The 19,295-nt window shown below is 44.4% G+C and carries 15 protein-coding genes; 8 read left to right on the top strand and 7 right to left on the bottom strand.

Annotation, left to right across the window (positions count from 1 at the left end; all coding sequences use genetic code 11):
- Window positions 1-66: 66 nt before the first annotated feature.
- Both F0228_RS06800 and F0228_RS06795 read left to right on the top strand, forming a co-directional pair.
- Window positions 67-1,665: an isocitrate lyase gene (locus tag F0228_RS06800; RefSeq protein ID WP_061032181.1), complete on the top strand. Its 1,599-nt coding sequence runs from the start codon at window positions 67-69 to the stop codon at window positions 1,663-1,665.
- A gap of 234 nt (window positions 1,666-1,899) precedes the next feature.
- Window positions 1,900-2,499 (top strand): hypothetical protein, encoded by a 600-nt coding sequence (locus F0228_RS06795; protein ID WP_061032180.1) that lies wholly within the window; start codon window positions 1,900-1,902, stop codon window positions 2,497-2,499.
- A 96-nt stretch (window positions 2,500-2,595) separates the two neighbouring features.
- Here F0228_RS06795 and F0228_RS06790 read toward each other — a convergent pair whose 3' ends face one another.
- Both F0228_RS06790 and F0228_RS06785 read right to left on the bottom strand, forming a co-directional pair.
- Window positions 2,596-2,988, bottom strand: a complete 393-nt coding sequence (locus tag F0228_RS06790; RefSeq protein ID WP_102425312.1) for a cystatin domain-containing protein — start codon at window positions 2,986-2,988, stop codon at window positions 2,596-2,598.
- A gap of 205 nt (window positions 2,989-3,193) precedes the next feature.
- Window positions 3,194-5,623: a M9 family metallopeptidase gene (locus F0228_RS06785; RefSeq protein ID WP_105058434.1), complete on the bottom strand. Its 2,430-nt coding sequence runs from the start codon at window positions 5,621-5,623 to the stop codon at window positions 3,194-3,196.
- A 420-nt stretch (window positions 5,624-6,043) separates the two neighbouring features.
- On the opposite strand from F0228_RS06785, the gene F0228_RS06780 reads away from it, so the two are divergent.
- Both F0228_RS06780 and F0228_RS06775 read left to right on the top strand, forming a co-directional pair.
- Complete coding sequence (locus tag F0228_RS06780; protein WP_105058435.1) at window positions 6,044-7,261, top strand: acyl-homoserine-lactone synthase; 1,218 nt, start codon at window positions 6,044-6,046, stop codon at window positions 7,259-7,261.
- Window positions 7,254-9,875: a hybrid sensor histidine kinase/response regulator gene (locus tag F0228_RS06775; RefSeq protein ID WP_105058852.1), complete on the top strand. Its 2,622-nt coding sequence runs from the start codon at window positions 7,254-7,256 to the stop codon at window positions 9,873-9,875. The genes F0228_RS06780 and F0228_RS06775 overlap by 8 nt, the downstream gene beginning before the upstream one ends.
- 123 nt (window positions 9,876-9,998) lie before the next feature.
- Here the strand turns inward: F0228_RS06775 and F0228_RS06770 are convergent, their stop codons facing one another.
- The 4 genes from F0228_RS06770 to kduD form a co-directional block, all read right to left on the bottom strand.
- Window positions 9,999-11,192 (bottom strand): MFS transporter, encoded by a 1,194-nt coding sequence (locus F0228_RS06770; protein ID WP_116871286.1) that lies wholly within the window; start codon window positions 11,190-11,192, stop codon window positions 9,999-10,001.
- 100 nt (window positions 11,193-11,292) lie between these two features.
- Entirely contained in the window at window positions 11,293-12,045 is a 753-nt protein-coding gene (locus F0228_RS25810) for an AraC family transcriptional regulator (RefSeq protein ID WP_239930536.1), read from the bottom strand.
- A gap of 345 nt (window positions 12,046-12,390) precedes the next feature.
- The gene (locus F0228_RS06760) at window positions 12,391-13,029 is read right to left on the bottom strand and encodes an RpiB/LacA/LacB family sugar-phosphate isomerase (protein WP_116871285.1); all 639 of its coding nucleotides are present in this window, start codon (window positions 13,027-13,029) and stop codon (window positions 12,391-12,393) included.
- Between the two features lie 53 nt (window positions 13,030-13,082).
- Window positions 13,083-13,844, bottom strand: a complete 762-nt coding sequence (kduD, locus tag F0228_RS06755; RefSeq protein WP_116871284.1) for a 2-dehydro-3-deoxy-D-gluconate 5-dehydrogenase KduD — start codon at window positions 13,842-13,844, stop codon at window positions 13,083-13,085.
- 317 nt (window positions 13,845-14,161) lie between these two features.
- Here kduD and F0228_RS06750 point away from each other — a divergent pair, with 317 nt between their 5' ends.
- From F0228_RS06750 to F0228_RS06735, 4 genes are all read left to right on the top strand, one after another.
- On the top strand, window positions 14,162-15,493 hold the full coding sequence (locus F0228_RS06750) for an MFS transporter (RefSeq protein ID WP_171730518.1): 1,332 nt from the start codon (window positions 14,162-14,164) through the stop codon (window positions 15,491-15,493).
- A gap of 123 nt (window positions 15,494-15,616) precedes the next feature.
- Window positions 15,617-16,498: a DMT family transporter gene (locus F0228_RS06745; RefSeq protein ID WP_171762056.1), complete on the top strand. Its 882-nt coding sequence runs from the start codon at window positions 15,617-15,619 to the stop codon at window positions 16,496-16,498.
- A gap of 234 nt (window positions 16,499-16,732) precedes the next feature.
- A complete protein-coding gene (locus F0228_RS06740) occupies window positions 16,733-16,984 on the top strand; it encodes a hypothetical protein (protein ID WP_171762055.1) in 252 nt (83 codons plus the stop codon).
- A 190-nt stretch (window positions 16,985-17,174) separates the two neighbouring features.
- Window positions 17,175-18,164 carry a zinc-dependent alcohol dehydrogenase family protein gene (locus tag F0228_RS06735; protein ID WP_171730516.1) on the top strand — a complete coding sequence of 330 codons (990 nt, stop codon included), beginning with the start codon at window positions 17,175-17,177 and terminating at the stop codon, window positions 18,162-18,164.
- Between the two features lie 124 nt (window positions 18,165-18,288).
- On the opposite strand, the gene F0228_RS06730 is transcribed toward F0228_RS06735, so the two are convergent.
- On the bottom strand, window positions 18,289-19,236 hold the full coding sequence (locus tag F0228_RS06730) for an iron ABC transporter permease (protein ID WP_102425656.1): 948 nt from the start codon (window positions 19,234-19,236) through the stop codon (window positions 18,289-18,291).
- Window positions 19,237-19,295 lie beyond the last annotated feature (59 nt).

Below are 19,295 nucleotides of genomic sequence, written 5' to 3'. Positions count from 1 at the left end.
TCCATAGCAAAGTTTTAATCCAAGCCAATTTGGCAACCATACCCCACGTGAAACTAAGGAATAGTTATGTCGCAAATTACACAAGATATCGAAATGATAGAAGTTGCAAAAAGCGCTGCAGGTGCTCCATGGGATGCAATCAATGCTGAATCTGCTGCTCGTATGCGAGCTCAAAACAAATTCAAAACAGGTCTAGATATCGCGCAATACACGGCAGATATTATGCGTGCGGATATGGAGGCTTACGATAAAGACAGCTCTCAATACACTCAGTCTCTAGGTTGCTGGCACGGTTTTATCGGCCAACAAAAGCTGATTTCTATTAAAAAGCACTTTGATGGTAAAACAGATCGCCGCTACCTATACCTTTCTGGTTGGATGGTTGCAGCACTTCGTTCAGAATTCGGCCCACTTCCAGACCAATCAATGCATGAGAAAACGTCAGTTGCAGGCCTAGTTGAAGAGCTATACACCTTCCTACGTCAAGCAGATGCTCGTGAATTAGGTGGTTTATTCCGTGAACTAGATGCAGCTCGTGAAGCTGGCGATGTCGACCTACAAGACCGCATTCAAGACAAAATCGACAACCACGTAACACACGTAGTGCCAATCATCGCCGATATCGATGCAGGCTTTGGTAACGCAGAAGCGACATACCTAATGGCTAAGCAGATGATTGAAGCAGGTGCATGTTGTCTACAAATCGAAAACCAAGTTGCCGATGAAAAGCAATGTGGTCACCAAGATGGCAAAGTAACCGTACCTCACGCTGATTTCCACGCGAAACTTCGTGCACTTCGTTACGCTTTCCTTGAGCTAGGCATCGACAACGGCATCATCGTTGCTCGTACCGATTCACAAGGTGCAGGCCTAACCAAAGAAATCGCAGTAGTGAAAGAGCCAGGTGACCAAGGTGACATCTACAACTCTTACCTAGATGTTGAAGAGATCGATGTAGCTGACATGAAACAAGGCGACGTTTGCTTCAACCGTGAAGGCAAGCTGGTACGTCCTAAGCGTCTACCATCTGGCTTGTACCAATTCCGTCAAGGTACTGGTGAAGACCGCTGTGTATTTGACTGTATTGAAGCAATTAACGCTGGTGCCGACCTACTTTGGATTGAAACAGAGAAGCCTCACATCGGCCAAATCAAAGAGATGATGGATGGCGTTCGTGAAGTACACCCTAATGCGAAACTGGTATACAACAACTCTCCATCGTTCAACTGGACACTAAACTTCCGTCAACAAGCATACGACGCAATGGTTGAAGCTGGTGAAGACGTTTCTGCCTACGACCGTGCTAGCCTAATGAGTGCTGAATATGACGAAACTGAATTGTCTAAACGAGCTGATGACAAGATTCGCACATTCCAAGCAGATGCGTCTCGTGAAGCAGGTATCTTCCACCACCTAATTACTCTACCTACTTACCACACTGCAGCGCTGTCTACCGACAACCTTGCGAAAGAGTACTTCGGTGACCAAGGCATGCTGGGCTACGTTGCTAACGTTCAACGTAAAGAGATCCGCCAAGGTATCGCATGTGTTAAACACCAAAACATGTCTGGTTCAGATATGGGTGATGACCATAAAGAGTACTTCGCTGGTGAAAACGCACTAAAAGCAGCGGGTGAACTGAATACATCGAACCAATTTGATTAATCGCTAGCACTTTTTTGATTAATCGCTAACGCTAAAGCCTCCCCCGCCCTTCTCTCTTACTTAGGTAAGATCCGGGGGAAGGCTTTGAGATAAAGCTTGTATGGCCGGCTTTATCTCAAAGTCTCAGATTTGTGCCCTAACCCACGGTCAGCTAAGCAACATCTGTTTAAGCTAACCGTATTCATGTTTTATTAGATTCCTGTTTGTTGAAATTTCTTTTGATTGAGAGTGCCTATGACTTCAATACCTAAACACCTACAAGATGCAAAAACACTGCTATCAGAAAATGGTTTCGCAACAGGTGATACTTGGTATCACGGAACCTCTTCAGCATTAATCGCTTCCATTAAAGGCCAAGGGCTAAAACGCTCGGGCGATAAAGCACTCAACCAAGCCGCCGTAAAAACCATGGCAACCATCGGCAATAACTACACCGAATCTGTAGAGCCTGTGTTCCTAACTCAGAGTAAAGAGCTTGCGTACTACTGGGCACAACAAACGGTGAGAGAGCGCAGCGTTCGTTTTGAAGGTGAGGAACAACCTGTTGTATTAGAGGTGAATTTATCTGAAAAACAACGCGCTAAAGTAAGACCAGACGTTGGCGCAATGAGCTTGCTGATGATGAGTGTGGGCGAGCAGTTCATGGCTCATCTCGCCAAGGTTTACCAAGATAACAAGATTGCAGGCCCTGATATCGATCTTCGTACTGCAGACCGCATGGATTACCTAAATAAACTGGGTATGGCATACATCGATGAAGATATCAGCCGAGCTTGCGTTGTTGAGTTATCCGAAAGCGAAGTATCAGAACCTGAATTATCTGAGGCGGAATAAACCGTTACGAGCTTACGACAAGACACTAGTCAAAAAAATGGCTCCCAATCGGGAGCCATTTTTGTGTGAGACGTTATATTTGATAGCTAGCTTAGACTACTGACACAAACGGCCTTGCTGCGCGGCCTGAACCATTTCGATATCGCCTTGTAGAGAGCGGTATACAATCGTATTCCACACTTCACCATTATCCATTTCAAACTCAATCGCGTAATTCAAACCAGCCACCACTTGAGTTCGAACACTCAAGATTTGTTGAAGCTTTGCAGACGTGTTCATTTGGCTAAGCACGGCGTCTAGCGCTTGCTCTGCTTGTGGTGTGACTTCACTTTTCGACCAACCACCAGTTAGGTTTTTAGTACTACAGATCGGATTCGTATTCTCTTGTGATTGACTCATCACTTCACCATTCTGACTGCATCCAGCCAGAGCAACCACGCCAACTAAAGTCGCTACTCCAAGTAGTGATGTTAATCGTGCTTTCTTCATAAATCCTCACTAAATAAATCATTCAGTTTTAACAAGTGATCACACCGTTATCTCGGTGTTTCATATGCTTACAAGCTTAAACCGCTAATGTCATCACTTCATCAGAGATTATGGTGTAACTACTCTATTAACACAGAAAACTGTCAGAAAAACAAAGCCGAGCACTCATACTCGGCTTGTTATCTATATATTCGAGATTTGCGCCTTAATGAAAATAGACCAACATCTCGACATCATCACCTTGCTGTTCTGCACTTAACAAGAAATGTAAGTACCCTTCCTCAGTCACAGGTATTTGTAGATACTCATTGCTGCCACGATAATCCGACGCATAGTCATGCTGCCCAACGGTTGGCCAATATGCACCGCTTGCAAACAGATCAACATTACCTTTCTCTGCTGGATCATTATTTTGATCGATTAGCCATACGCGAACTTCTTGTACTCCCTCTGGAACATAAACGGCAGCGTAACGTTGTTGATGAACAGTAAACAGATGAGCTTTACCAGATTCTAATACCACAGGTGTTAGGTCATCTTGCTCTGGAGACGGTGGAACGGGTTGTTCTGTTTCTAACGATGCAAGCAATGTAACACCACTAAAACCGGTACGCCCAGTCACGCTCATGTAGTAACGGCCTGGCTTAATATATCCCGTTGTCTCTGGCTCAAACGTCACCAACTCATTACTGCCATTACCATACTGGCTGAACTCAAAGTCATAGTAATGCGCAGCGCGGTTGTAGCTCATGTAGAGATCAGCATCCCCTTGAGGTTTCCCTTGAATTGACACCTCAAAGTGTATGGTGTTCTCAGGGACGTCTACATAGAATAGCTGCTCACTGTATGCTTCACCGCTCAACACTAGGTTTTGGTTGGCAATAAGAGTCTTGATTTGATCACTTGGTTCTGTCGGATCCGTGGGTTCTCCAGGCTCAGGTTTATCTTCACTTGTTACCGTATCTAGCCAACGTTCAAATTCACCGTCGTACTGTTGGCCAAGCACTTTTACCTGCTTTGCCCATTCAGCAAACTGACCAGAACGAGACAGCGCCAGTAAGCTTTCCACTTCATTTGGATGCTCTTCTAGCATAAAGCGGGTCGCCAAATACCCCCATCGGTAAATACGGTTTGAATCATGAGAGTAAGTGGTCGCAAGTACATCCGATAGGCGCATCTTTCCACTATCAATTAAGCGAATTGCGGCATCATAGCCTTGCTTGTAATGCATATACTCGGCGAACCCTTCCAACCACCACACCACATAACCATGAGCCAAGTTATCATTAAATGAACCATGTAGATTGAAGCGCGCATCTAGGTAGTGCGTGTATTCATGTTCAAAATTCAGAATGGAGAGCTCATCCCCATTGTCGTAACGGTAAGCCACGAAACGCGCTACATTCTCCAAGTCGGCCGGATTGCCTTCTAAGTACTGACCACCGTTATCCGTCGTATTACCAAACAGGAATGAAGAGTAGTCAACATAACTGCCTTTACTACCAAACACCGCGATCTCAACATTATGATTGTTGTCATCAGCCACCGGTTGCTGCCCTGTATTGGCAACTTGGTGAAAGTCTGCCTCTTTAGCTGCCAATACATCACACGCCTTTGCAGCTTGTAACTCAGTTAAATCTTGAGAGCGAAGAATTGCAGGGCCTGGGCACTCGTAGCGGTTAGGTAAGATACGTTGAGCAACGTCGCGTTTCGCCTGTTCAAGATCGAGTCCGTTCAACCCCTCTGGTGCAAAATATCCCAGCATTTCTACCGCCGCTAGCCATAGTTTATCGTGCTCACTACCCAGAGGATTTTGCACTATTACATCTTGCATCACCTGCAACGCTTTATCTTTAGTCGCTTTATCTGGGCTTGCTAGCAATCTTCCCGTCTCGCGCACCGCGTTATAAACCAAAAAGCTCGCATCTGTATCCAAAGCCCAGCGATTGTCACGAGCAAACCTCGCTAGTGTATCTATATGTTGAGTGTTGTTTGCTAGGTAATTGTAGAAGTCATCTCGAGCAGCATGCCCGGCCATCGCTCTGAATAGATTATTGAGCCCATCAACCCAATGTGAGTCTTGCGCCGTTTGACGGTTGAAGTGGCTAAGTGCCGCAAGTTGTGCATCCATAGTGAGTGGAAGTTGCTTCACGTTGTCGACCATAAGCGTCAGGCTCTTCAGCGCACCAACTTGTTCTCGCCCTTGATTTAGCGAATTAGGATTAGCAAGAAATGCATTGGTTGAATGCGCAAAGCGTTCACTTAAAGCCTCAGAGAAATCTTCTTCTCGCGCGTTATAACGAACGTAATAAGCTGCACGAACAAATTCACCTAAGTTTTCAAGTTTGCGTGCTTGCTCAGCTTCGCCTCGGTAACGGGCTATCTCTAAGTTAAGTAGATTACTGATTTGGTTCAGACTAGCTTCGCTGTAGATATTGGCTAACGAATTCTTCGATGCTGAGAACCAAGATCTATAGCAACTGTTGTCTGCTAGTGAAACGGCATGAGCGAGATCAGATGACAACTGAAGCTCAGGCACCTCACACTGATTTTCAGCGAAAGAGAAAGTAGATGCACTAGAAAGTAAGCAAGCTAGCGCCAAACGGTGACGTGGGAATAAAAGAGTTTGAGACATAATTATATTTATCAATTGTATGCTTGGCTCGTCGTTATATTCCCTACAATTATAAAGGTGAATTTAGTTGCGTATTAATTATGAGATTGCTTCAAAAAATAGATATTTGGTATCAGTTTATAAAACCAAAGGTTTATGCTCGCTAGCTAAATGTTAGGCTAGATCTATGAATAGCACCTAAGTTATTGAGAAAAAACTAATTTAGCACTTCATAAACTAGAAAAAGTTCGGTTGTTAAGAAAATACGCAAGTAGTAGACTTGCGCTCGATTATGCAACTTGTTTTCATTTCATAGACACAAGCAACGTCATTTATACACAACGAAAATAACGTTACTTCAAGGCTTACATAATATAAGTGTCAGGAAATAAGTGCAGATCGAATAAAAATAATTATATAAACCTAGGCTAGATTCACACCATGAAATTACTGACGTCTTTAGACTCGCTGTTGGCTAGCGATGAGTCTATTGAAAAGAAACAACGAGTATTGATCGATCTCGTTATCAATACTTATCAGCCACAACAACGCACTACTCTTTTCCAAACCGTTACTGATTATCGCCGTAACCTCCTAGGTTCTTTGTACCCAGAGCACCAACACAAAAGTCTTTCAGTATTATTTGAGTTGATGGATTATCGGGACCTGGTTCAACGGTATCCGAGTACTTTAGCTCCTGATATGGTTCTGTTAGAAAGAGCGGCCAGCCAATTCTATATGTCTTGGTTGGACTTTTGGTGTGAATGTGAAATTGCCGCAATAAAGACAAAATCGCCGCTCAACGATAGAGCTATCTCACGTATCGAGCTACCGATTAAAGATTGCGCGTACTACGGCGCGATCATTGAACACATCGAATCCGACTCTCTCATGGTACAGACACCGTGCCACCCACAAGCGATGCCAATCAGTGATGCTATTGCTTTGAGTAACCTAGAAACCTTCATAAAAGGTGAGAAATGGTTTGAGATGCTGCCTCTGCTGCACCTTTCACAATCTGGGAAGCACTTTATCTTACTTAAGCACCCTGTTGATGAAGCCTTTCCAACGCTGGTCTCTTCAGCGCTGATTCAAGACTGGGCAAAAAATGATACTTGGTTAAGCTATGCCCCCCCCTTCAGCAACGAAAACTGGCAATACTGCTTGCCCGAGCACGGCTACCAGCAACTCTCAGAGTTACAGATTTTTACACCTTCAATACTTTCAAAGTGTTGCTCTCTGCCAGAGTTCGACAGTACCTTCCACTTACAGCTGTCGGATACTAAAGCCATATGTGAAGTATTACGCCTAACCGTCAGCGGCAATACTCAGCAAAAACTCTACTTCCTCTACCTTGCTCAAAAAGAACTCATGAGTGTACTGCATCAAGTAGGTTACAAGGCTGGCTTCACTATCATCGAGCAACCTTTCATGCTCCAGTTTTATCAAGCTATCGATCCTAAAGCCTATTTCCACTCTGGGTTCTGTGAGCTAAATAACGACGGTACCACTATTTATCGTGGCTTTTGGAATTTTGAAAAGATGGTTAACGTATTCAATGACACTGATTTTCGTGGCTACAAACACGCCGTGCGTAGCAGTAGAAAACTAAGAGTTAGAACAACGTCAAGCTCGGAAAAAAAAGATGAACATGTTTGATTTCGGCTTGGAGGCGATTGTCTACGCTAAGGCGATAACGCTTCTCGCAACCGTTGCCATCGTAGTCATGTGGTTAATCTACTATTGCTATTGTCTTAAGCAAAAAGGTAAAACCATTGCAGGGACTCACCACGTCCCGTACATCGCTTATTCGGTTTGTATTGTTGCTTGGATAAGCAGCAATGCCTACTTCCATACCGATTTATTGCTGGAACTTGGTTCGTCCGTAGCCGTGTTCGCTGCTAAATTTGCCAACCTCGCCTCTTGCTTTGCCTTTGCTTTTGCATATTTTTTCTCGTGCCAGCTTGCAGCTGAACAACGTAATGGCAAGGTACACCTATGGCAACAAGCCATCTTCGTCAGTTTTAGCGTCTATTCCTTGTTTATCAACCTTAGCCCGAACTTAACTGTTGAAGACGTCACCATTTTTGGTCCAAGTCTGTTTGTCATCGAGTTCGGCCCGCATACGCCTTACTTCTTCACTGGAATGATCAGCTTAGTGGTGTTAACCCTTTGCAATCTGGTAGCGATGCGCGCCAACAGCAGCAAACTGGTACTCGCCAAAACCAGCTATATGATCGCTGGTATCTTGGTATTCATGCTGTCTACTGCAACCATTCACCTCGGCATGACGTACTTCTTAAGAGATTTCTCACTGACTTGGTTACCACCAGCACTATCAATCAGTGAAATGCTGTTTGTAGGCTACGCGCTTTTAACCTCTCGCTTCTACAGTGTGAAATATCTTGCTTACATGAGCCTTAATGCGTTGTTGGTCTGTGCAATACTGGTAATACCCTTCGGCGCGATCTTCATCCCTCTGACTGACGATAATCAGTGGCTAATCGCAATCCCGATCTGCGCGCTGATTGGCATCACATGGCACGTCCTCTACAAGCGTGTCAGCCGCTATGCCTCTTTCTTTGTTTACGGAAACAAGAAAACACCAGTACAGCAAATACTGGCCTTAGAAGAAGACTTTAAGCTGTCGATTGATGATGCAATGCGCCGTTTAGGTCAGCTGTTGCAAATCCCTGAAGACAAACTTCGCCTTGTTAATAGCAACTACAACGAAACCTTCTACGAAGACTATCTTTCAACCAACAAGTCAGTTCTAGTGTTCGACGAGTTATCGCAAGAACTTGATTACACAGCGCCTTCCAAACTTTCGCTCAAAGCTCTCTATGACAAAATGAGCTCAAACAACACCGCTTTGGTTATGCCGCTGTTTGGACAGGGAGAATCGGTCACACATCTGCTGGTGTCGTCCCACAAGAGCAACGATCAAATGTTCTCTAATGAAGAGATCTCAGCGCTGCAAACCCTGCTTACCCGCGTTCAAAGTACTATCGAAGCTGATAGGCGCATTCGTCAAAGTAGAGCGCTCGCCAACTCCATAGCCCATGAAATGCGTAACCCACTTGCTCAAGTACAATTGCATTTCGAGGTCTTGAAACAGCACATCGAAAACCAAGCCTCAGCAAAGCAGATCCAACTTGATATTGAGAACGGACAAGCCGCAATTCAACGTGGGCGACAGCTCATAGATATCATCCTAAGAGAGGTAAGTGACAGTTCTTCTGAGCAAGGTCCTATCCTGATGACTTCTATCCACAAAGCCGTAGATCAAGCCGTCAGCCACTACGGGTTTGAGAATGAAAAGATCATCGAAAGGATTCGTTTACCACAACATGCTGACTTTGTTGCGAAACTAAACGAAACCTTATTCAATTTCGTGATTTTCAATCTGATCCGTAACGCGATTTACTATTTTGATTCGTACCCAGATAGCCAAATCGAAATCAGCACCCAGGTCGGTTCTTACGAAAATATCCTCACTTTCAGAGATACAGGACCAGGTATTGATGAGACGATCACACACAAGATCTTCGACGACTTCTTCTCTTACCAGAAAAGCGGTGGTAGCGGCTTAGGGTTAGGCTACTGTCAACGTGTTATGCGCTCGTTTGGCGGCAGAGTCGAGTGTAAGTCGAAGCTTGGTGAATTTACTGAATTCCACCTGTATTTCCCGGTTGTGCCCAATGCACCAAAAGCTGATGCGTTACGTACGCCTTATTTCAACGACTGGAAGCAAGGCCAAGTAAATATCGAAGAGACTAGCGAAGAGAACAGCGAAGCCAGCCCGCAAGTTCAGAGCACTCAAACGGAACAACACAGCGCGGACTCACTGGCAACACCAGTGACAACCAACGGGATAGCGCCAACCGTGCTCATCGTTGATGATAAAGAGGTACAACGCACCCTTGTTCAGATGTACTTGAGCAGGCTCGGTGTAAATAGCTTACAAGCTAAGAATGGTGAGAATGCAGTTGAACTGTTTAGAACCCATCAAGTCGATTTGATTCTCATGGATGTACAAATGCCAGTCATGAACGGCTTTGACGCAAGCCAGATCATCAAGGCACGCTCACCTAATACGCCAATCATCGCGCTTTCTGGTGAGTCAGGGCAACGTGAGTTAGACATGATCAATCAGTTAATGGATGGTCGATTAGAGAAACCAACATCACTAGATGCACTGCAAGTTGTACTTGATAAATGGCTGTACAAAGGTACGGCAACAGAGGCTTCCAAAGAGGCTGAAAGTGAATAGTTGGTAACTGACAAGCTCATTAATAGTTAATCAAAAATCCCCTCAAAAGTTTATTTTGAGGGGATTTTTTATGGGCAAAGTTAGATGGTTACATATTCAATGATTTATCTAACTCAAACTTGGTTAAGCGACTGGCACTTCATCCGGTTTTCGCTGACACATGTACATAATAATAATGGCGGCACAGCTAATCAGAGACAATAACCAACAGCTCAAAACCATCACCTCGTGAGTTGCTGGAACGAGGGACAAACAAAACGTAAAACCAAAGGCTCCAACCATCTGCAGTGCACCGTAAATAGCACCAACCTGCCCCTTATGACTAGGGAACAAATACAATGCCGAAACGCCAGCTATCGCAAGCAAAAATGCAGAGCCAAAAGCCATCACCGCAAACCCGAATAACATTGTTGAGTAGCTATGTAGTGAAAGGCTTAATGTTATGACAACGCAACCCATAACCTGAATCAAACCGCCATAAACTAGAGTCATATTTTCGCTGATGCGATGCTTAAGAAACTGGTTCCAAATTAATCTTGATGCGACGCTACTCGCTATCAAAAGCATTGACCCAACGCCATAATCTGCGGCCGTTAAATCAAACTGATTCTGAGCAACAAAAGAACCTGTAACTTGGAAAAGCAGTAGGCAACTTGTCCCGCTAAACATCATTGCCAAGTAACACAGGAACGGTACGTTCGATGTGATGAAAGCATAGTCTTTTAGTATCTGTTTAGGCTTAATGGCATCAGGGTTCTTGTGGCTGATCGTTTCACGCTTCATGAACTTAATAATCAATAATGTTGCAATCGATAAACACGCCATGAAGATAAAATTACCTTGCCAACCAAAGTGTTGAGTCAGGTATCCCCCAAAAATGAGCGTTAAACCTGGTAGGCTCATAAAAAGAATCCCATACCAAGCAAGTATCCCCATGAGTTCCGTTTTTTCGAAGGCATCTTGGAGTATTGTTCGGCAGAGCAGATAAAGGCCACCAACCCCCAAGCCTTGGACAACCCTACCCAGTAATAGAATATCTATGTTATCAGCTATGAGACAAGTCATTGAACCAGTGACAAAAATCACAGATGAAAGAATAGCGATGGGCTTTCGTCCATACCGCTCGGACAACGGCCCACATATAAGTTGGCTGCATGCTAAAGCAATAAAAAACAGACTCAAAGTCTGTTGTACTAGCGCCTCAGAAGTACCGAGTTCACTTTGTATATCTGGAAAGCTTGGCGTATACATGCTCGACGCAAAAAAATAGCTCGATGCCATTAAGATGCTGATAAATATATTGGTTATTTTAGACACTCGTTTTCCCGTAAACGTTAAGAACAGAGCATCATGTTAAATTGGTCTTCGAACTTAGTTTTTGGGTGAAACGCCACGATGTTTACAAATGGCGCCAAGTTTAATTCTGCGGTGATTTTTTCTGATGTTCTTTAAATGCAGTAGAGAAAGCGGATAGGCTTGAGTACTCAAGTTCGAATGCAATGTCAGTAGCACTAATTCCTTTTGCCATCATTTTCTCAGCACGGTCCATCACTACTTTTTGGCGAATCTCCCTGAAAGATGTTTTGAAACTAGCCAGAAAAAGTCGGTTTAAGGTACGAACGGAAGCCCCAGTTTGATTAGATAAATCTGAGATAGACATTTTGATGTTAGGTTTGTTTGATAGCGCTTCAATTACCATTAGCAGCCTTCTGTCCATCCCTCCCTTTGCAATTAGGGGGTTATTGGTTGGCTTACAAAGGTTGCATTGGTCGACTAGAACGTGCACATAGTGAGTCGTGAGCTTTTGAGCTGGGCCTCCATTTTCCCACACACTGAATAACTGAGCGACAATAGGTGATACGTCCAACATGCATATTTCAGTGATATTAGGAGTTGAAGCTTGGGGTAGGCGAAGTAAGGAAACATGTGATTGTTTTAAATAATCAGCACGATGTGGTACGCCAGCTGGAATGTAAATTAAAGAGCCAGGCATTGAGAGCAGACTATCCTTGTCAGTAGAGATTATTTGGCAGCCTTGGTGTATAAAAACTAAGTGAGGATAGTCATGAGTATGTACCTCGCCTGAGTAGTGCGATTCATGATGCTTAACCATGACTTGATAGTCGTCCAAATTAATTATTCCATCCATTATCTTATTGATAAGCTTCAAGTATAGCCTCTATCCTATGTAGATATTCCATCTATCTCTTTAAGTTATCTAATTCCTGTTACCTCATTCTATCTCTTAGCAAACAGAACCATTTGGGTTTACGCGTCAATAGCTGTCGATTACGCGACAATGATTAAGAGCCAAGGACTCAATAGTTTCTCGCTAAACCAGAAACCTTGCAGCCTAACTTCAAGCGAGGACTGATCATCTAAAGCTCATCATATAGACCTGTACACACCAAAAATAGCTAATCAGCCTCACAGAGCAAAAAACAAAAGAGGAGCCTCAGGGCTCCTCTTTCTCTTTTCTATCTTCATCTAGCAGCCAAATAAGCTCTTGATTAAATTAATCTAAAAGTGAACGAACGTAGTCTGCAATGTCTGGGTTTTGGCAATGATCAAAGAAGCATTGTTGGAAACGCTCACTGCCAACCGCTGTTTTCACCAGATCTTGATCGATTGATCTTAGCGAATCAATAAAGTTATCTTTTACCACCGCCGCCTTCACTTCATTTAAAATGGCTGCATTACGCTGTTGTGGCTCTGCACGTTCTAGTGGATAACCTTGGCCACGCTCACCAGTGAAAGCCTTTTCGAATATGTAACGGATATTCAGCTCACCAGCCCAACCAAAGCCTTTAGCAAAAGCAAGAGCGATAGCATTGCCGTTGTTGATTTGATTAAACAAGAAAGCATCTGATGGTTCTAGGCAGTAACCACAAACCACACCCGGATGCAGGTTCAATGACATCAAAGCCCCTTGGCCTGTACCGCAACCAGTCACAACAAAGTCCACAGCCTTTGAGTTGATCAGAATACTCGCCATGATACCGAGATGGATATACGTTAAGTGGTGATCGTTCTCGTCTGTCATACCTAAGTTGAAAACATCGTGACCAATGCCACCCGCCACTGACTCTAGTTCAGCTGCAACCATGGCATTTTTACCAGCCTGACTGTTTTCCATCATTAAAGCGATTTTCATTTATCTTCTCCTGCAAAATTGCTGAAAATTCAATATTTAGAATAAAAAACCAATTAGCGTGCTAACCAACCACCGTCAACAGCGATGGTGTAGCCGTTAATGTAGTCCGATGCTGATGATGCTAAGAACACACAAGGGCCTGCGATGTCTTGCGGTTTGCCCCAACGTTCAGCCGGAATGCGCTCAAGGATCGCTTGATTGCGCACGGCATCTTCACGCAGAGCTTGAGTATTGTTCGTTTCCATATAACCGGGGGCTATAGCATTCACATTGATGTTGTCGCGCGCCCATTCGTTCGCCATCGCACGTGTCACTCCCATCACTGCACTTTTTGAAGCCGTATAAGAAGGAACTCGAATGCCACCCTGGAATGACAGCATCGATGCAATGTTAATGATCTTTCCACCAGAACGTTGAGCCTTAAACTGCTTTGCAACCGCCTGAGACATAAAGAACACTGTCTTGGTGTTCACATTCATTACGTCATCCCAATCTTGTTCTGAGAACTCAATAGCATCTTGGCGACGAATAATTCCGGCATTGTTCACGAGGATGTCGACTTGACCAAACTCAGCCAAAGTGCGCTCTATAACCCCGGGAATGCACGCTTGATCGAGAAGGTCAGCACGAACGTTTAGGAACGTATGGCCTGCTGCATTCATTTTCTCAATGGTCTCTTCAGGCTCTGTACGGTTAACACCGACAACTCTGCAACCTGCTTCTGCTAGGCCTAATGCAATACCTTGCCCAAGCCCGGTGTTACAGCCCGTCACTATCGCTACTTTCCCTTCCAGATTGAATGACTCTAAGATCATGCTCGCTTCCTCAATTACATTGGATTCATTGCGTATCATTATTACCAACAATTAAATCATACAATAAGATGTAAATGCGAGAGCGACGTTCTAGAAGTTCGATCTTGAACCAAAATCCGTCTTACACGTTGAAACGAGCACAACAAAATGAATGGATGGGATAATGATTTGAAGAGGAGTAAATCTGTAACCGATGAGGAATAGAGAGCCTGAAGATTCTTTAAATCAGATAATTTTGGATTATGACAACAATTCCATGATTTATAAGGCAAAAAGGTTTATACATAATAATGTGTTATCTAATCGACTAATTCATCATGACGCTCAAAGAAATCCTAAAAATTCCCAATGTCCGCTACTTCTTGATGTTCAGAAGCAGCTACTTTGCGCGTTTTTACTACCCTATATTCACCTTACTTTATTTAGATTACGGCTTGACCCTGTCTCAATTCGCCATGCTCAACGTAGTTTGGGCGGCGACAATCGTGCTTGCAGAAGTGCCATCAGGGGCGTTCGCCGATACCTTAGGTCGCAAAAAACTTGTAGTGCTGTCTTCGATTGTGATGTTCATTGAGATCGCCATGATCGCACTTGTGCCAACCGGAGACGCTAACTTGGTGTTCATGGTATTTTTGGTCAACCGGATACTCAGCGGGTTAGCCATGGCATTGGCAAGTGGTGCTGATGAAGCACTGGCGTATGACACTTTAAAGGAACAAGGCAATGAAGAGTTGTGGCCTCGTGTGTTGCAAATCCAGCTTCGTGTCGCCTCAAGTGTAGGCATATTTGTCACCTTAATTGGTGCGGCGATGTACGATGTGAATTTCATGGCGAACATCTTTCATGCTCTTGGATTAGCAGAGCCAGAAAGCACCAAAGACCTGATGCGTATTCCTGTATTTGCCACGCTATTGGTCGCGCTACTCGCGATTTATGCTGCGGTAAACATGCGTGAAGAGAAGAAAGTGATACCAAATGGTCAAACGAAGTTAGCAACGACCATCGCCAGCCTCAAGTTAACCGCTGATACAGGTAAGTGGGTACTCGCTACGCCCTACGTGCTTTTCATACTGCTCTACTACAGCCTGTTCGAACACACATCGCGCATGTTCCTCACTATGAACAGCCAATACTATCTTGCCATCGATATTCCAATTATTTACTTCGGTTTTATTGGCGCGGGAATCAGTCTATTGAAAATCATTTTAGCGGGTCAAAGCCGTAGACTGGCAGAAAGTATCGAGCCGAAAACCTTTATTATCGTCATGGGCTTAGCAAGTATCGCTACCTACTATTGGATCAGTTTGGGTTGGTCAATCTATGGGGTAATTCCTGCACTGGTGCTTATCTTTATCATCATGACGATGAACATTTTTATCAGTTACCACCTGAACAAAAAGACCGAGTCGCATAACCGTGCCACCGTTCTTAGCTTTAAAGGTTTGATGTTTAACCTCGGTTATGGGCTGATCGGTATTTTGTATGCTTACTACTACAAATTGGTTTCTAATAATTACTCCGAGCAAGAGATAGAGCAAAACCTCGCGTTCTTGGCGTCGCTATCTTCGTTCTGCTATTACTTCGCCTTTCTGTTCGTAATAATCAGCGGGTGGTTCTACTGTAAAAACAAGAAGACACCGATCTTTTAAGTTTCAGTGCCATGCCAAATCGGAGCAAAGGTGAAGCTCTGCTCATAAAAAGACCGCTTTCACTTTTTAACAGGTAATTTTTTGTTAACATAATCATTAAATTACCTCACACACGGAAGCGCCATGTCTTTTAGTTGGATCGCCTTTACCCTGCTTGCTGCCTTTAGCCAATCTTGGCGTAATGCCTTTCAAAGCAAATTAAGTGGCACCATGAGCGTGGCTGGTGTGACGCTAGCAAGATTTATATGGGCAGGTCCGATCGCCCTGCTCTACCTCTACGCTTTATATCAATGGCAGCCAGTCTCCGCACCGAACTTTTCCGGTGAGTTTATTTTCTATATCGTTGCCGCAGCAATCATGCAGATCCTCGCGACCGGCTTGATGGTGATGCTATTTAAGCTCGAAAACTACGCCATAGGTGCAGGGCTTGCCAAATGTGAAGCTCCTGTTTCTGCTGTACTTTCCGTGTTGTTCTTTGGTACAGCGTTGAGTGTTACAGGTTGGATAGGCGTATTGATCGGCACATTGGGCGTGCTCATCATGAGTAGCGCTTCTGGTTGGCGAAGCCTCTCTCCTAAAGTCTTTTGCTTGGGTATGGCATGTAGCACCGCCTTTGCCTTGACCTCGCTTTGGGTACGTGAAGCGAGCCTAAGTATTGGACTCCCCTTCCCTCATAGCGCTGCTTGGGTGCTGTTTTTGGTCATTAGCCTGCAGACATTAATTATCTGCACATTTCTCCTGATTAAAGAGCCAGATACATTGCGCCTGATATTCAAAAAATCAAAACTGGTTGTGATGACAAGCCTAGCGAGTGTGATTGGTTCTCTTGGCTGGTTTAGCGCGATGTCTCTTCAAGCCGTGCCATACGTGAAAACATTAGGCCAAGTCGAAGTGGTCTTTATGGTAATAATCTCCTACTTCTGGTTAGGGCAGAGCATTGCCCGCAAAGACATCCTTGCGCTGATATTGCTTTCCGTCGCTGCAATCCTTGTGATGTGGCAATAAAAGCTATTGTTGCAATAGAAAGCTTCGTGGGAATCAAGAGTTATTTGCTAATAAAGAGCTACGTGGGGCAATAAACAGTAAGGTTTATGCCCACTTTTCAGTTACTCTCTCCAAACCTTTACGCCGTCTAAAAATCATACGATGGCGTAAAATGATAAGAACCACCTTCCCATAATTTTTATAGTGCGCCTATCAGCTATCCACATATAACTTTAGCCAATAGGAAAACAATCTATGAAAACATTTGTTCAAATCACTCTAGCCACGATCTTTGCGACAACGTCAATGATGACACTGGCAGAAACAACAAACGGCGCTCACTCTCAAGCCGAAGCTACAACCGTAAAACATGAATCGATGACAGTAACGCTTAACGATAAACACTTTGCGGCTACGGCAGCTACAGTCAATGCAATAAGTACTACACAGACAGCCACACAAGCGTCAAACAACAAAACAAAGTCAGCACAAGAATCCGACATATAGTCTCAAAATCAGTGACACGAAAATGAGTTACTTGGTTGAACAGCACCAGTCTGGCATTATGAAACAGCATTGATGGGAATAACTTACCAGTTCCCAGCAATGCATATCCTATTGCCAACACCAGACTGCTTGTGAACGCGCTATCTAGAAAGCGAATACGTTCACTTAACCCAACTTAAGTAATCGACTCATGACAGATACCAAAAGAAACACCCGAATTAGCCAGTTCCGATTCGGGCAGCCGAAAGAATCTCTCAAGATCGAGCATGTCACTTTAGGGGCACTCGATATAGATAAGGTTCGAGTACAAATTGAAGCGACCAACATCAACCCTAGTGACCTATTGTCGATTTACGGTGTTGGGCAATACAAACACAGCCACCAGCCGCCCAGAGTGCCAGGGTTTGAAGCAGTAGGTACGGTTGTAGAGTCTAGCCACTCTGAGTTTACTGTGGGCCAGCGAGTGCTGGTGGCAACAAGTGGAACATGGCAGAAATACGTCGATGTTTCACCTGACAACCTTTTCCACCTGCCTCAACATCTAGATAACGGATACGCGTGTCAGTTGTACATTAATGCACTCACCGCATGGATACTGGCCACTGAAGTAGCAAAGTTGACCCAAGAAGATGTGTTAATCATCAACGCTGGCAACTCAGCCATTGGTAAGATTTTCTCCCAATTATCACAATCGCTTGGCTTTCAAATCATCGTTGTGACGTCACAACCCAAACGCGCTCTTACGACTTCAAAACATGTGTTGGATGCCAAAAATGACTTAGTTGCACAGATCCAGCAACTAGGACTACCGCAACCAACAGTTGCATTTGATGCGATTGGCGGTTCTCCAGGAACCGAGCTTATTCATACGCTGGGCAAACAAGGGCGTTTCATCAACTATGGTACGCTTTCTCTGGATTTTTATGAGCCGCGTTTCTTCGAGTATGCTAAAAACCAAGCTATCGAGTTCAGCACCTTCTTCTTGAGGTATTGGGAAGAAGCTGAAGGAAAAAAAGCACGCCGTGACCAATTCGAGTCCATGCTCGATCACTTCATCAAGAACGAGATTCAACTCGATGTCGACCGTTGCTTTCCTTTAGAACAAGTTCAGACCGCGATTGATCTTATCGAATCTAAAACCACACGATTGGATGGCAAGATCATCTTGCTGCCTGCTTAAGTTGAAGAGATTTAGAAATGCACTTTCAACCACCAGAGTGATGGTCGAAAGTGCCAGTGTGAAAATAGTGGTTAGAATTCCATAGGCTCTATGGTTAGTGAATTTTCCAGATTAAACCAACAAGCTACTTGCGCCAGACAAGATACAAAACAAACAACCCACCCAGCGCCGCAGTTACAATCCCGACAGGAAGTTCTTGTGGTGCCAATATCGTCCTACTTACCACATCCCCAAAAAGCAAAAGCACCGCCCCCCAAAGTGCGATCAAAGGAATGGCTCGTTTATGGGTTACCCCAGAAAACGGTCGAACAAGATGAGGGACCATCAAACCAATGAAGCCAACCACGCCTGTCATTGCCACGATCGATGCGGTGCAAAACGCGCAGCAGAGAAAAATCTCACTTTGTAGGCGATGAACGTTGATGCCCAATGAGCTAGTCGTTTGCTCACTCACTAATAAAGTGTCGAGTTCGCGATAACGCTTAACCACTAAGGCAACCAGACACAGCACACCCACCAGAGCAAAAATCAAATTATCCCAACGAGCAAGCCCTAGACCTCCCATCGTCCAGAACAAAATTGAGCTCGCCGCTCTTTGATCGCCGGAATAGATTAAAAAGCTGGTGATTGCTCCAAATAGGAATGAAATCGCCAAACCACACAAGATCAGGTTGTCGTTACCCTTTTTCTTCTGCATAGAGAACAGAATCAAAACTGCTGTGGCTGAAACAATACCTCCTGAGAACGCCGCCACCGGCAATGACCAAATGCCCAAGGCATCACCCAATTGAGTGATCACCAATACTGCACCAGCAGACGCACCTGATGACAAGCCAAACAGAAATGGATCCGCTAAGTCATTGCGTGTCGACGTCTGGAGTAAGGCTCCTACCATCGCCAGCCCCGCACCAGCAATAACAGCCAATAACGCCCTAGGTAACCTAAGGTCGAACAGTATTCTGCTTGTCATATCAGGGCTTGGATCATTAAAAGAGATCAATCCAACCATCACCTCTTTAAAAGAAAGAGGGACAGAGCCAAATTGTAAGCTCATCATAAAGGCGAGCAACATTGCGCCGATACCCATCAACCAAGCTACTCGATATTTATCAAATAAAATCAAAAGACTAC

The organism is Vibrio sp. 99K-1 (genome assembly GCF_013114585.1).
Lineage (GTDB): Bacteria > Pseudomonadota > Gammaproteobacteria > Enterobacterales > Vibrionaceae > Vibrio > Vibrio chagasii_B.
The sequence above is the reverse complement of the archived record's forward strand: the minus strand, read 5'-3'. Positions and strand labels throughout refer to the sequence as shown.